Below are 15,236 nucleotides of genomic sequence, written 5' to 3'. Positions count from 1 at the left end.
AAAAATATGTGATAAAGGCAAACCAATCGAAAGATTGGGACGCAAAGCTACGGGTCTAAAGGGTAAAACCAATGATAGCCGGGTTACCGCATTCAAAATCCAACTGGATGCCAGTTGGATTTTTTTTACAAACGTTACTAAAGGTAAAGGGGCCGTTAAATGTCGCAAAATATTGTATCTTCCATTATCGAACAAAATTTATTTGATCATTACCGCCAACCAATCTACGACTTGAATAATGACCAACTAGCAGGGGGAGAACTCCTTTTAAGAACTAAACTTGGCTCCCCGGAATTTATATTTCAGCAGGCAAAAGAGAGAAATAAACTATTTGAGTTGGATATTAAATCCATTTGTAATGCCATGAAAGTTGCATCGCTTTTTCAGGAGCAATTAGTGTTTATCAATGTATTTCCATCTACTATTAAAAAACGCTCATTTATCCCTTTTATTGAACAGTTAATTAATAAGGAACAATTAAACTGCAATCAAATCGTGTTTGAAATAAATGAGGCGGAAAAAATTAAGAGTATTGATACATTAAGGAAAAGGGTTAACTGGCTCAGAGATATTGGTTTTCAGATTGCTTGTGATGATGTTGGCAAAGGGGCGATGGATTTAACCTATATGCTAGAGCTCAACGTAAATTTTATTAAATTAGATCGCAAATTCTCTAATAACCTTGTCAAATCCACTAAGAAGCAACACTTAATTAGGGCAATATTATACTTTTGTGAATTAAACGGGATTAAGGTCATATTAGAAGGAATTGAAAATGGGGAAACTTTACTATTAGCGAAGGAATTAGGAGTTGATATGGGGCAAGGATACTATTTGGGGCTCCCTGAATTAATCTGTAGATAAAAGGAATCGAATAAATAATAGAAGGAAATCAAAAAATTGTTATTTACGTGATGATGTGGTAAATTCTAATAGTAGGAGCGTATAAATCGTGTTTGAATGACTCAGGAAGGGGACCTTTTACTACATGGCAAAAGTTATACTAGCAGTTTTGGCACCCTTTTTAATGATAATTTTTTTAACAAGAGTGACTTTCAATCATTATATAAGTACTCTATTAACAATCGGAGTTATTTTTGCTATTTTTAAAGGATACGGAGAGCCGACATTTGTTACGGCCACATGGATTTTTTCGGTTATTGCAGGCTTTTTCGTTGCCAGCAAAATGAGGAAAAACTTGAAGAAGGCTAATAGAAAAAAATATTGAGAGAAAAGCATGGAGTTTATGAACACACCGTGCTTTTTTTAATTTGTATGTGGCGCTGTGCGAAAAATGTGGATAAAGCACCCGATTTCGTGGATATAGCAAACAAATTCGTGGATAAAGCACCCGATTTCGTGGATATAGCAAGCAAACTCGTGGATAAAGCATTCAGATTCGTGGATATAAGAAGCAAAACGGATACCAACGAATGCTTGTTCGTTAAAATTGGCGATTCGCACCGAACATATGATACAATACTAGCAGAATTGATAAGCTGAACGGAGGAATTCCAGTGTTGAATAATCAATTTGATCTTAGATCGAAATATAAGCCAGAGGGCGACCAACCGCAAGCGATTGAAAAGCTGGTTGAAGGTATAAACGAAGGGAAAAAGTATCAAACCTTATTAGGAGCAACTGGGACAGGAAAAACATTTACTGTTTCCAACGTCATAAAAGAAGTAAATAAACCGACTCTAATCCTTGCGCATAATAAAACATTAGCAGGGCAGCTTTACAGTGAGTTTAAAGAGTTTTTTCCGAACAATGCGGTTGAGTATTTTGTGAGCTACTACGATTACTTCCAGCCAGAGGCCTATGTTCCGCATACGGACACCTATATCGAAAAGGATGCAAGCATCAATGATGAAATTGATAAGCTCCGTCACTCGGCAACATCGTCTCTCTTTGAACGGAACGATGTCATTATTGTTGCCAGTGTTTCCTGTATTTATGGTCTAGGTTCGCCGGAGGAATATCGTGATTTAGTCGTTTCGCTGAGAGTCGGTATGGAAAAAGAACGCGACCAGCTGCTTCGTGATTTAGTTGATGTGCAATATTCGCGAAATGATATCAACTTCCAGCGCGGGACATTTCGTGTTCGTGGCGATGTTGTTGAAATCTTTCCGGCATCACGTGACGAGCACTGTGTTCGCGTCGAGTTTTTTGGTGACGAGATTGACCGCATTCGTGAAGTCGATGCTCTAACAGGTGAAATTTTAGGTGACCGCGAACATGTTGCGATTTTCCCGGCATCCCACTTCGTTACCCGTGAAGAAAAAATGAAAATTGCGATTGAAAATATCGAAGCTGAATTAGAAGAAAGATTAACAGAGCTGCGGGAAAATAATAAGCTACTCGAGGCGCAGAGGCTAGAGCAACGGACTCGTTACGATTTAGAAATGATGAGAGAAATGGGCTTCTGCTCAGGAATTGAAAACTACTCCCGCCATTTAACGCTTAGGCCGCCTGGTTCCACGCCGTATACGTTGTTTGATTATTTTCCGGAAGATTTCTTATTAATCGTCGATGAATCACATGTTACCTTGCCACAAGTGCGCGGCATGTACAATGGTGACAGGGCGCGGAAGCAAGTATTAGTAGATCACGGTTTCCGCTTACCATCAGCTCTTGATAACCGGCCGTTAATGTTTGATGAATTTGAAAAAGCACTCCATCAGGCGATTTTCGTTTCGGCGACTCCTGGCCCGTATGAGCAAGAGCATACGCCTGAAGTCATCGAACAAATTATCCGTCCAACTGGGCTTCTCGATCCAATGATTGATGTTCGTCCAATTGAAGGACAAATTGATGATTTAATTGGTGAAATTCATGCCAGGGTTGAGAAAAATGAGCGCATCCTTGTGACAACCTTAACGAAAAAGATGTCTGAGGATTTAACTGATTATTTAAAAGAAATTGGTATCAAAATTGCCTATTTGCATTCTGAGATTAAAACACTCGAGCGGATTGAGATTATTCGTGACCTTCGGCTCGGCAAATATGATGTTTTAGTTGGCATCAATTTGCTTCGGGAAGGCCTCGATATTCCGGAAGTCTCGTTAGTAGCGATTTTAGATGCTGACAAAGAAGGTTTCCTGCGCTCAGAACGCTCCTTAATCCAGACGATTGGTCGGGCCGCTCGGAATGCAAACGGTCATGTCATCATGTATGCTGATAAAATTACAAATTCGATGAAAATAGCACTTGATGAAACGAAGCGGCGTCGTACGATTCAAGAGGAATTCAATAAAAAGCATGGCATTACACCGACAACTATTCAAAAAGAAATTCGAGATGTCATTCGCGCTACAATTGCCGCTGAAGAACAGGAAACATATGAAACGAAGAAGCCAAAGGCAAAGCTATCGAAGCAAGAGCGTGAAAAATTAATTTTCCAAGTTGAAAAAGAAATGAAGGAAGCTGCCAAAGCATTAGACTTCGAGCGTGCCGCTGAGCTTCGTGATTTATTATTGGAATTGAAAGCAGAGAGGTAGAAAGAAAGGGGATCTCCATGGCAGTTGATAATTTAGTCATTAAAGGCGCCCGTGCCCATAATTTAAAAAACATTGATGTGACGATTCCGCGTGATAAGCTTGTTGTTTTAACTGGTTTATCGGGGTCTGGAAAATCATCGCTTGCTTTTGATACGATTTATGCTGAGGGACAACGGCGCTATGTTGAGTCATTGTCCGCCTATGCCCGGCAATTTTTAGGGCAAATGGATAAACCGGATGTTGATATGATTGAAGGCTTATCGCCAGCAATTTCAATTGACCAAAAAACAACAAGCAATAATCCGCGTTCTACCGTTGGAACGGTAACGGAAATATATGATTATTTGCGCCTGCTCTATGCGCGCATTGGCCGTCCAGTATGTCCAACACACGGGATTGAAATCACGTCACAAACGATTCAGCAAATGGTAGACCGGATTTTAGAGTATCCAGAACGCACAAAGGTGCAAGTGTTGGCGCCTGTTATTAGAGGGAAAAAAGGTGAGCATGTTAAAGTTCTTGAAGATATTAAAAAGCAAGGCTATGTCCGCATTCGTATCGATGGCGAAATGATAGAAATCAGTGATGATATTAAGCTTGAAAAAAATAAAAAGCATTCAATTGAAGTGGTCATTGATCGGGTAGTTGTAAAGGAGGGTGTTTCTTCACGATTAGCTGATTCAATTGAAGCAGCACTAAAACTTGGCGAGGGCTATGTAATCGTTGATGTGATTGGAGAAGAGGAGCTACTCTTTAGCGAGCATTATGCTTGCCCAGAATGTGGTTTTTCGATTGGGGAACTGGAACCGAGAATGTTTTCCTTTAACAGTCCTTTCGGTGCTTGCCCGAGCTGTGATGGTTTAGGGGTAAAGCTTGAGGTGGATCTGGATTCAATCATTCCGCATTGGGATAAGTCTTTGCTGGAAAATGCAATTGCTCCTTGGGAACCAACGAGCTCTCAATATTATCCGCAACTATTAAAAAGTGTTTGCGAGCATTACGGTATTGATATGGAAGTGCCGATAAAGGATATCCCGAAGCATCTGTTGGATAAGGTTCTGTATGGAAGCGATGGTGAAAAAATCTTTTTCCGTTATGAAAATGATTTTGGACAAACTCGTGAAAATACGATTGAATTTGAAGGTGTTATCGGCAATGTTGAGCGCCGCTTCCATGAAACTTCATCAGATTATATCCGTGAGCAGATGGAACAGTACATGGCCCAAAAACCATGTCCAACATGTAAAGGGCATCGTCTCAAAAAAGAAAGCTTGGCTGTGTTAATTGATGGCAAGCAAATCGGTGAGATTACAAATCTTTCGGTCGAAGAAGCGCACCGTTTTTTTTCAAACATTCAGCTAACAGAAAAGGAAATGAATATTGCTAGGCTTGTCTTCAGAGAAATTAATGAACGTCTAGGTTTTCTAGTCAATGTTGGCTTAGATTATTTAACATTGTCTCGTGCAGCTGGAACATTATCGGGCGGCGAGGCGCAACGCATAAGATTGGCAACACAAATCGGTTCAAGGCTGACAGGTGTGCTTTATATTTTAGACGAACCATCAATCGGCTTGCATCAGCGTGATAATGACAGGCTAATTCAAACTTTAAAAAATATGCGTGATATTGGCAACACGCTTATCGTTGTTGAACATGACGAGGATACGATGATGGCTGCTGATTATTTAATCGATATTGGCCCGGGAGCAGGTGTTCATGGCGGTGAGGTAACCTCTAAGGGTACACCAACGGAAGTGATGAATGATCCTCATTCACTTACGGGACAATATTTATCCGGGAAAAAATTTATTCCGTTGCCAAATGAACGCCATCAAGGTGACGGTCGCTATCTTGAAATTATCAAGGCGAAAGAAAACAATCTAAAAAATGTCTCAGTCAAAATTCCACTCGGTACTTTTGTTTGTGTAACCGGCGTTTCTGGCTCTGGAAAAAGTACGCTTGTCAATGAGGTATTATATAAAGCCGTTGCTCATAAGCTTTATAGAGCAAAAGATAGACCAGGAGAGCATAAGGAAATTAAGGGAATTGAATACTTAGATAAAGTCATTGATATTGATCAATCGCCAATTGGCCGTACACCCCGATCCAACCCAGCTACATATACTGGCGTTTTTGATGATATTCGTGATGTTTTTGCACAGACGAATGAGGCAAAAATCCGCGGTTACCAAAAGGGACGGTTTAGCTTTAATGTAAAAGGTGGCCGCTGTGAAGCTTGCCGCGGCGATGGGATCATTAAAATTGAAATGCACTTTTTGCCTGATGTATATGTTCCGTGTGAGGTTTGTCATGGCAAACGGTATAACCGTGAAACACTAGAAGTTAAATATAAGGATAAGAACATCTCTCATATTTTAGATATGACAGTCGAAGATGCTCTAGAGTTTTTTGCGAATATCCCAAAAATAAAACGGAAGCTACAAACGATTGCCGATGTTGGTCTTGGCTACATTAAGTTAGGGCAACCGGCAACAACATTATCGGGCGGTGAAGCGCAACGCGTTAAGCTGGCATCAGAACTGCACCGCCGCTCAACAGGCCGTTCTTTATATATATTAGATGAACCGACAACAGGCTTGCATGTTGATGATATCTCAAGGCTCTTAAAAGTTTTGCAGCGCCTTGTTGAAAATGGCGACACAGTACTTGTGATTGAACATAATTTAGATGTGATTAAAGTGGCGGATTTTCTCATTGATTTAGGGCCTGAAGGTGGAGATAAAGGCGGGCAAATTATTGCCACTGGCACACCAGAAAAAATTTGTGAAGTAGAAGCATCGTACACTGGAAAGTATTTGAAACCGGTGATTGAACGCGACCGCGCTCGAATGGAAGAACGTCTGCAAAAAGTGGAAGCAAAGTCGTAATAACTGCCGTGGAGATTTCTGAACAACTATAGAAAGAAGACGAAAATTTCAGTATGATTTTTCGCATGGCTATGTTGCGGATAAAGCGCAATGCCATGCTTTTTTAGTTTTTTAGGCTTTCGTGAAACGAAATGATTTTAAATTCGTATATATTGTAATGGTGAAAAAAGGCGATTGCATAAAAGTTCGAAATAATGGAGGAATGTACAATGAAAGAAGAGCGTAAGCAAATTTTGCAAATGGTGGAGACAGGAAAAATTACCGTCGAAGAAGCGCTTGCATTATTAGAAGCACTTGAGGATAAGCCAAAGCAAGCCCAAGGGCAAGAAAATGGTAGCCGTACAAGTGAGGAATGTAAGGCAGAGCCTTCCACGTTTGTAAACTATGATTCAACCTATTCAAATGGGGAACAAAAAAGTTATAAACGACCATCGTTTATCGATAAGTTTACTGATTTTATTGATAGTGCCTTGCAAAAAATTAAGGACGTCGACTTAGATTTTAACTTTGGACCGTATCAGGAAGTGAACCATATTTTTCAACATCGTGATGTGTATATGGCGAACATCCATTTAGATATTTCGAATGGAAATATTAAAATTATTCAATGGAATGAACAGGATGTCCGAATTGAATGCAATGCCAAGGTGTACAAAGCGAATTCTCTTGAAGAAGCAAAAGCGTATTTTTCGAAAAGTGTTCGCTTTTCAATAGATGGTGAGAGCATGAAGTTTTCGGTCGAGCCGAAGGAAATAAAAATGAGTACGGTTCTTTATATACCAAAAGCAGTTTATAATGAGATTCAAATTCGGATGTTTAATGGACATGTTATAGGCGGAGAACTACAAGTCAATAAATTAAAAGTAAATACAGCCAATGGAAATATTGATTTTGCAGATTTACATGGACAAAATTTCGAATTTGAAACAGCAAATGGGCATATAAAGGTAGCGAACAGTTTTGCACAAGAAGTAGAGGCAGAGACAATCAATGGCACCATCAATGTCAAGGGGGCTTTTGAAAAAGTTGATTTACAAAGCTTCAGTAGCAATATTAGTTGTAAACTAACAGATTCAAATAGCAAAATTGCGTTTATTAACACAAAGACCGGCAACATTAATTTGCTGTTACCAACTGATCTCGAAGTCAAAGGTAAAATTAAATCAAATATCGGTGGCTTCAAATGTGAGCTAACAGATTTAGAGATTTTGGAAGAGAAAAAAGATGTAATTCAAAAAGAATTAACTTTTGTTGCGAATAGAGGAAAAGCAGGAAATCTTTATGTTGAAGCAGGCTCCAATACGGGTTCGATTGTAGTAGGAAATTTATAAGCCAAGTTGTGTTAGCTGTAAAAATTTAAAAAACAAACGTTGTTGAATGATTTGGCGGCAACGTTTTTTTTTTTTTGAATAATTGCCGTTTTATATGGAATTACGATAAAATTATTCCCTGCCATGGCTGCAACCTCAAATTAAATTTCGTGTTTATCCGAAAAAATGCTAAAATATAAAGATAGTATGAACGGATAGTGGAGGAAGCTTATACATGGTAAAGGTGCGAACAAAAGATGTTGTTGAAAAATTTAGTTTTGAATTAATTTGTGGGGAAGACGGGATTAATCGGCCGATTACAACGAGTGACCTATCACGACCTGGAATTGAATTGGCGGGGTTTTTTGAGTTTTATCCAGCTGAGCGTTTACAATTGTTAGGAAGAACAGAACTTTCCTTTTTTTACTCATTGGCTCCGGAAGTTCGCAAAGAAAGAATGGAAATGTTATGTACAGATATGACGCCCGGCATTATTATTTCGAGAGGGCAGGAGGCACCGACTGAATTGATTGAGGCCGCAAAGCAAAATGATGTGCCTGTTATTCGTTCTCATTATAAAACAACGCGCTTATCAAGCCGCCTTACCAATTATTTAGAAAGCCTCCTTGCACCGAAAACCGCCATCCACGGTGTTTTAGTCGATGTATATGGTGTTGGGGTGTTAATTACTGGTAAAAGCGGTGTTGGTAAAAGTGAAACAGCACTGGAGCTTGTAAAACGCGGGCATCGATTAATAGCGGATGATTGCGTTGAAATTCGCCAAGAGGACCAAGATACACTAATTGGGAATTCTCCAGATTTGATTAAACATTTACTCGAAATTCGTGGTCTTGGCATTATTAATGTGATGACATTGTTTGGTGCTGGGGCAATTCGTAATTATAAAAAAATATCGCTAGTTATTAACCTTGAGCTTTGGGACCAGGCAAAGGTTTATGACAGACTTGGCCTTGATGTGGAAAAAATGAAAATAATTGATGTAGAAATTCAAAAGCTTACCGTTCCTGTTCGACCAGGAAGAAACTTAGCAGTTATCATTGAAGTGGCTGCGATGGATTTCCGCTTAAAACGAATGGGTGTCAACGCTGCTGAACAATTTTCTAATCGCCTAACAGATGTTATTGAAGAAGGAGAACATGATGATTTTTAAAGCAAAACATATAAGGAAGTGAAATGATGGAAGCTGACATTCAGCAACTTAACCGTATCTTTTTAGAATTAGGGCCAATAAGAATTTACTGGTACGGCGTCATTATTGCCGTTGGAGCGATGCTAGGGCTGTGGATTGCCCAGAAGGAAAGCATCAAGAGGGGTTTACCTAAAGAAACGTTTATGGATCTAGTCATGTATGCCATTCCGATTGCCATTTTATCGGCACGTGCCTATTATGTTATTTTTCAATGGGATTACTATTCGGAAAACCCTAGTGAAATTATCAAAATTTGGGAAGGCGGACTTGCGATTCATGGCGGTTTAATCGGGGCTCTTATTACAGGTTATATTTTTGCGAAAAAGCGCAACCTATCGTTTTGGAAGCTAGCGGACATTGCGGCACCAAGTATTATTTTAGGACAAGCGATTGGCCGTTGGGGAAATTTTATGAATCAGGAAGCCCATGGCGGTGAAGTCACCCGTTCCTTTTTGGAAGGTTTGCATTTGCCTACATTCATTATTGACCAAATGTACATTGAAGGGGTTTACTATCACCCGACATTTTTATATGAATCGTTATGGAATTTAGTTGGTTTTGTCATTTTGATGTCACTCCGTAAAGTGAACTTAAAGCGTGGTGAAATCTTTTTAAGCTATTTAATTTGGTATTCAGTTGGCCGTTTCTTTGTTGAAGGTTTACGGACAGACAGCTTAATGTTGACGGCTAATCTTAGGATGGCACAGTTTATTTCAATCGTTTTAATTGTTGCAGCAGTCATTACATGGTGGTACCGCCGTTCAAAAGGATATGCGAAAGTGCGCTATTTGGATCAAGACAAATCCTATTAGGGCAGTAGTGTGGCCCAAATGTATTTTTCATCTAAGAAGGAGAGAACAGCTGTGAACACTATCAGAAAAGGCTTGTTGGTTGGTTTAAAAACGACGTGGGTTTTAGGAAAAATCATTTTTCCGATTACATTAGTCATTACATTACTACAGTATACACCTGTATTACCTTGGGTTGTAAACTTGATTGCACCTTTTATGGGGTTATTAGGTTTGTCAGGCGATGCAGCGATACCTCTAGTATTGGGGAATTTTTTAAACCTATATGCAGCCATCGGCGCGATTTTGTCGATGAACTTTACTGTAAAAGAAGTTTTTATTTTAGCGATTATGATGTCGTTTTCCCATAATTTGATCATTGAATCAACGGTTGCTGCTAAAGTTGGTGTGAAATTATGGTTAATGGCAGCGATACGGATTGTGCTTGCGATTACATCAGCAGTGATTATTAATCTTGTTTGGCATGGTGGTAATGAAACAGCAAAATACGGTTTAGTTTCCCATACAGCGAGCGAGCATGTGAACGGCATTGGCCCGATTTTATTACAAGGTTTTGAAAAAGCATCATTAGGAATTTTACAGTTGGCTCTTATAGTAATTCCGCTGATGATTTTCATTCAATTTTTGAAGGATTTAAAATTAATTGATCGTTTTTCGAAATGGATGGCTCCATTTCTGAAATTATTAGGCATGAAAGAGAATACGTCAACAACGTTGGCCGCTGGTATTGTTTTTGGTTTAGCTTATGGGGCAGGTGTAATGATTCAGGCTGCTAAAGAAGATGGCGTCGCGAAAAAAGATTTGTATTTAGCCTTTATTTTTTTAGTATCATGTCATGCTGTCATCGAAGATACATTGATTTTTGCACCGCTCGGGATTCCAGTATGGCCGCTGTTAGTTATCAGGTTGACGGTAGCTATTTTATTAACGGTAATAGTTGCTTTTGTATGGCAACGAATGGACTTGTCAAGCAGAAAGGAAGCGACGTATGAAGGTTGATACGATACTATTTGATTTAGATGGAACATTAATTAATACGAATGATTTGATAATAACATCATTTAAGCATACGCTAGAACATTATTTTCCACGGCAATATAAAGAAGAGGATATACTTCAATTTATTGGCCCGCCACTGTTGGAAAGTTTTCAGAAGCTTGATTCAACGCGGGCTGAAGAGATGGTCCAATTTTATCGGGATTTCAATCATGCCAAACATGATGAGCTCGTAACCGAATTTGAAGGCGTCTACGATACGATTAAATACTTATACGAGAGTGGTTATAAGCTTGCAGTTGTAACAACGAAAAAGCGCCTTACAGTTGAAATGGGCTTGAAAATAACAAGGCTTGCTCAATTTTTCGACGTTGTTGTCACATTAGATGATGTTGTACATGCGAAGCCGGATCCAGAGCCAATTTTAAAGGCATTGGAGCAAGTAGGATCAAAGCCGGAAAATGCCATTATGGTCGGTGATAATTATCATGATATTGAAGGTGGAAAAAATGCGGGGACACTTACAGTTGGTGTTGCTTGGGCGCTGAAAGGCCGTAAATATATCGAAAGTTTCCACCCAGATTTTATCCTAGATAAAATGTCCGATTTAATTGATATTCTTGGAGGGCTGAATAAGTGAGCAGAAGAACAACGCGGTACATGGTAACAGAGGCGAATTCGTTATGGCATGTGTACAAAACAGTTCCATTTTGGAAGGTTGTCAAAAACTTTGTTATTATTCAGCTTGCTCGCTATACACCATTTTTACCAATGAAAAACTGGCTATACCGTACGTTTTTACAGATGGAGGTTGGGAAAAGCACGTCATTTGCCCTAATGGTCATGCTTGATGTTATGTTCCCTGAAAAAATTAAAGTTGGAAACAACGCGGTTATTGGCTATAATACAACGATTCTTGCGCATGAGTATTTAATAAAAGAGTATCGCATAGGAGAGGTTGTGATTGGCAGCAATGTATTAATTGGTGCGAATTCAACGATTTTGCCAGGCGTGGTCATTGGAGATGGGGCTATTGTCTCTGCTGGTACGCTCGTTCATAAAGATGTACCTACCGGTTCGTTTGTTGGCGGAAATCCGATGAGGATTATTTATACGAAAGAGGAAATGGAAGCAAGGGAACAGAAACAAAATAATAAACAGCTAGAATGATAATCGGCTCGGGGCTTTATTGTAACTCCGAGCCGATTTATTTGGCTGGATTATAAAATATATTTTTATTGACGCTTGCTTATTTTAGATGTAAACTACTACTTAACTTTATCTTGTTAGCACATTAGCGAACTAAAGTATAGTGCGCTCTATTAATAAAAAAGGGTGAGTCGGAAAATGTCTAAGCTATTTATGTTTGAAAAGCCGCTTGGGATGAGGGATACATTACCTGATCTTTATGAAACAAAAAGACAAGCGAGAAATAAAATGACGGATGAAATACAGGCATGGGGATATCAATCAATTCAAACACCAACGTTGGAATATTTTGAAACAGTCGGTGCAGTTTCCGCTATTCCTAACCAACAGCTTTTCAAGCTGCTTGATCAACAAGGGCATACACTTGTTTTGCGGCCTGATATGACAGCACCAATTGCAAGGGTGGCAGCGTCAAGAATGAAGGGGGAAGGCTATCCGTTGCGATTAGCCTATGATGCGAACGTATTTCGAGCCCAAGAGCGGGAAGGTGGACGCCCAGCCGAGTTTGAGCAAATCGGAGTCGAGCTAATAGGGGACCCAACCATTAGTGCCGATGCTGAAGTTATTGCTTTAATGGTTGCTGTGTTGACAAGTGCTGGCCTAGAAAATTTCTCCGTAGCCATCGGTCATGTTGGCTTTGTGAATGCCTTATTCGTCGAAATTTTAGGAAATGAAGAGCGCGCTAATGTTCTTCGCCGTTTTTTATATGAAAAAAATTACGTCGGCTACAGGGAGCATGTCAAAAGCTTGCCGCTTTCTTCTATTGATAAACAGCGGTTATTTAAACTATTACAAATGCGTGGCACTCAGCAAATTATTGCTGAAGCTCGTGAAATGACGGAAAATAGTGGGGCTAGGAAAGCAATTGATGAACTTGACTTGTTGTGGAGCCATCTAGAAAATTATCGTGTAACAGACAATATTAAAATAGATTTAAATATTGTCAGCCATATGAGCTATTATACTGGTATTTTATTTGAAGGATATGCACAAAATCTTGGTTTTTCATTATGTAGTGGTGGTCGTTATGATCAATTGCTTGAAAAATTCAATCGTCCAACAGCAGCAACGGGTTTTGCTATTCGTCTTGACCGCTTAGTTGAGGCATTGGGCGATGCACAAGCTTCAACAGCAATCTCACTCATTATTTTTAGTCAAGAGCGTAGACAGGAAGCTATTGAATTTGCGCGGGCGAAACGTGAAAATGGTGGAAGGGTCGTTCTTCAAGATATTGCAGGAATTGAAGATGTTGATTTGTTTACAAAGCGTTATCAAGATGTAGCTTATTGTATTGGGAAACCGGGAAAGGAGGGTAACGAGCTATGAGTTCAAGTTCAACCATGTTAACAATTGCAATGCCGAAGGGTCGAATCTTTGAGGAGGCGGCTGAACTCCTAAGGCGGGCTGGCTATCGGCTCCCTCCCGAATTTGATGATTCCCGGAAATTAATCATTGATGTACCAGAGGAAAATATGCGCTTTATTTTGGCAAAGCCAATGGATGTTGTAACGTATGTTGAGCATGGTGTAGCAGACCTTGGTATTGCCGGAAAAGATGTTATGCTAGAAGAAGAGCGTGATGTTTATGAAGTGTTGGATTTGAAAATTAGTGCTTGTTATTTAGCGGTAGCTGGGTTGCCGAATGCAAAAGCAGTAAGCGTGGCCCCGAAGATTGCAACAAAATACCCGAATGCGGCTTCTAAATACTTCCGTGAACAAGGGGAGCAAGTCGAAATTATTAAGCTGAACGGCTCAATCGAGCTTGCGCCATTAATAGGCCTAGCAGAGCGGATTGTCGATATTGTTTCAACTGGGCGCACATTGAAAGAAAACGGCTTAGTCGAGCTTGAGCGCATTCAAGAGATCACTTCACGCCTCGTTGTCAATCCAGTCTCCTACCGAATGAAGGATCAATTTATCGATGATATGGTCGAGCGCTTATCGGCTGTCATTGAAGGAGAGAAATAAGAAGATGAGAATTGAAAAAGTGACTGAAACATTATCATTAAAAAGGGATTTAGATTCTGGAACTGAAGAGCAGCGAAAAACTGTTTTAGATATTTTGGAAAATGTCAAAATTCGTGGTGATCAAGCTCTTCTTGATTATACTGAAAAATTTGATCGGGTAAAATTGGATTCCTTAAAAGTAACAGAGGAAGAAATTGGGGAAGCTTATAAGGCCATTGATGAAGCTCTTGTTGGCTACATTCGTGAAGCTGCGGAAAATATTCGCAATTATCATAGCCGTCAAGTTCGACAATCATGGATAACAACTGAAGCAGATGGGACAATTTTAGGTCAAAAAATTACTCCACTAGATGCGGTTGGTGTTTATGTTCCAGGTGGAACGGCTGCTTACCCGTCATCCGTTTTGATGAATGTCATCCCGGCACAGGTTGCTGGTGTTGAGCGAATTGCGATGGTTTCGCCGCCGGGAAAAGATGGCAGGCTACCAGCAGGTGTGCTTGTTGCTGCTAACGAATGTGGTATAAAGGAAATTTACAAGGTAGGCGGTGCCCAAGCAATCGGTGCTCTAGCTTATGGTACGAAAACAATTAAAGCAGTTGACAAAATAACAGGGCCTGGAAATATTTTTGTAGCTTTAGCGAAGCGCGAAGTATTCGGTGATGTTGACATTGATATGATTGCTGGCCCTAGTGAAATAGTTGTTCTAGCTGATGAGAATGCAAATCCAGCGTACATCGCTGCGGACCTGCTTTCACAGGCGGAGCATGATAGGAGAGCATCCAGTGTCCTCGTTACGCCCTCTATGGAACTAGCTGAAAAGGTTTCGGAAGAAGTAGAAAAGCAGCTTGAGAGCTTGCCTCGCGTGGAAATCGCTGCAGTCTCTATCCGTGACTTTGGAGCAATCTATGTTACCGAAACTATGGAACAGGCCATTGCCGTTGTGAATGAGCTAGCCCCGGAGCATCTTGAGGTTATGACAGCCGACCCTATCGGTATAATTGGACAAATCCGCCATGCGGGGGCAATTTTCTTAGGAGAAAACAGCTCAGAGCCAATCGGTGATTATTTTGCTGGACCGAACCATGTCTTACCTACAAATGGGACAGCACGTTTTTCAAGCCCATTAAATGTTGATGATTTTGTGAAAAAATCATCAATCATTTCGTATAGTAAAAAAGCGGTTCAAGATAATGGTTATAAAATTGCGGCATTAGCCAGACTTGAAGGTTTAGAAGCTCATGCCCGCGCAGTGGAGCAAAGATTAAAATAAAATGGCCAATGTGCTAATTAAAGGGCCATTCTAGTGACCGTGAACAGGGCAAAAAGGTTGCCCACGGTAACCAGATA

At 40.1% G+C, this 15,236-nt stretch carries 13 protein-coding genes and 1 riboswitch; all 13 genes read left to right on the top strand.

The features are described 5' to 3' along the window. The first annotated feature begins 6 nt into the window (after positions 1–6). A riboswitch (cyclic di-GMP riboswitch) is annotated at positions 7–91 on the top strand. Positions 92–159: 68 nt separating this feature from the next. The 13 genes from GX497_13050 (at position 160) to hisD (ending at position 15,159) form a co-directional block, all read left to right on the top strand. Continuing rightward, entirely contained in the window at positions 160–864 is a 705-nt protein-coding gene (locus GX497_13050; GenBank protein HHY74121.1) for an EAL domain-containing protein, read from the top strand. 124 nt (positions 865–988) lie between these two features. Further along, positions 989–1,228, top strand: a complete 240-nt coding sequence (locus GX497_13045; protein HHY74120.1) for a DUF2198 family protein — start codon at positions 989–991, stop codon at positions 1,226–1,228. Between the two features lie 292 nt (positions 1,229–1,520). Next, positions 1,521–3,500 carry an excinuclease ABC subunit UvrB gene (gene uvrB, locus GX497_13040; GenBank protein HHY74119.1) on the top strand — a complete coding sequence of 660 codons (1,980 nt, stop codon included), beginning with the start codon at positions 1,521–1,523 and terminating at the stop codon, positions 3,498–3,500. A 17-nt stretch (positions 3,501–3,517) separates the two neighbouring features. Then, positions 3,518–6,388: an excinuclease ABC subunit UvrA gene (uvrA, locus tag GX497_13035; GenBank protein ID HHY74118.1), complete on the top strand. Its 2,871-nt coding sequence runs from the start codon at positions 3,518–3,520 to the stop codon at positions 6,386–6,388. 209 nt (positions 6,389–6,597) lie between these two features. Then, entirely contained in the window at positions 6,598–7,719 is a 1,122-nt protein-coding gene (locus tag GX497_13030; GenBank protein HHY74117.1) for a DUF4097 domain-containing protein, read from the top strand. A gap of 214 nt (positions 7,720–7,933) precedes the next feature. Beyond that, the gene (locus tag GX497_13025) at positions 7,934–8,869 is read left to right on the top strand and encodes an HPr kinase/phosphorylase (GenBank protein ID HHY74116.1); all 936 of its coding nucleotides are present in this window, start codon (positions 7,934–7,936) and stop codon (positions 8,867–8,869) included. A 26-nt stretch (positions 8,870–8,895) separates the two neighbouring features. Next, positions 8,896–9,720, top strand: a complete 825-nt coding sequence (locus GX497_13020; GenBank protein ID HHY74115.1) for a prolipoprotein diacylglyceryl transferase — start codon at positions 8,896–8,898, stop codon at positions 9,718–9,720. Between the two features lie 18 nt (positions 9,721–9,738). Beyond that, complete coding sequence (locus GX497_13015; GenBank protein HHY74114.1) at positions 9,739–10,716, top strand: hypothetical protein; 978 nt, start codon at positions 9,739–9,741, stop codon at positions 10,714–10,716. Beyond that, entirely contained in the window at positions 10,706–11,353 is a 648-nt protein-coding gene (gene ppaX / locus GX497_13010) for a pyrophosphatase PpaX (protein HHY74113.1), read from the top strand. Before GX497_13015 ends, ppaX begins: the two co-directional genes overlap by 11 nt. Positions 11,354–11,373: 20 nt before the next feature. After that, complete coding sequence (locus tag GX497_13005; GenBank protein HHY74112.1) at positions 11,374–11,883, top strand: acyltransferase; 510 nt, start codon at positions 11,374–11,376, stop codon at positions 11,881–11,883. Positions 11,884–12,060: 177 nt separating this feature from the next. Then, positions 12,061–13,248, top strand: coding sequence for an ATP phosphoribosyltransferase regulatory subunit (locus tag GX497_13000; protein HHY74111.1), 1,188 nt, complete (start codon positions 12,061–12,063; stop codon positions 13,246–13,248). Positions 13,249–13,262: 14 nt separating this feature from the next. After that, positions 13,263–13,889 (top strand): ATP phosphoribosyltransferase, encoded by a 627-nt coding sequence (locus GX497_12995; GenBank protein HHY74110.1) that lies wholly within the window; start codon positions 13,263–13,265, stop codon positions 13,887–13,889. A gap of 4 nt (positions 13,890–13,893) precedes the next feature. Next, positions 13,894–15,159 carry a histidinol dehydrogenase gene (gene hisD, locus GX497_12990; GenBank protein ID HHY74109.1) on the top strand — a complete coding sequence of 422 codons (1,266 nt, stop codon included), beginning with the start codon at positions 13,894–13,896 and terminating at the stop codon, positions 15,157–15,159. Positions 15,160–15,236 lie beyond the last annotated feature (77 nt).

The sequence above is a fragment of the Bacillus sp. (in: firmicutes) genome (assembly GCA_012842745.1).
Classification (GTDB): Bacteria; Bacillota; Bacilli; order Bacillales; family Bacillaceae_J; genus Schinkia.
This window is presented reverse-complemented; position numbering and strand designations above follow the sequence as displayed.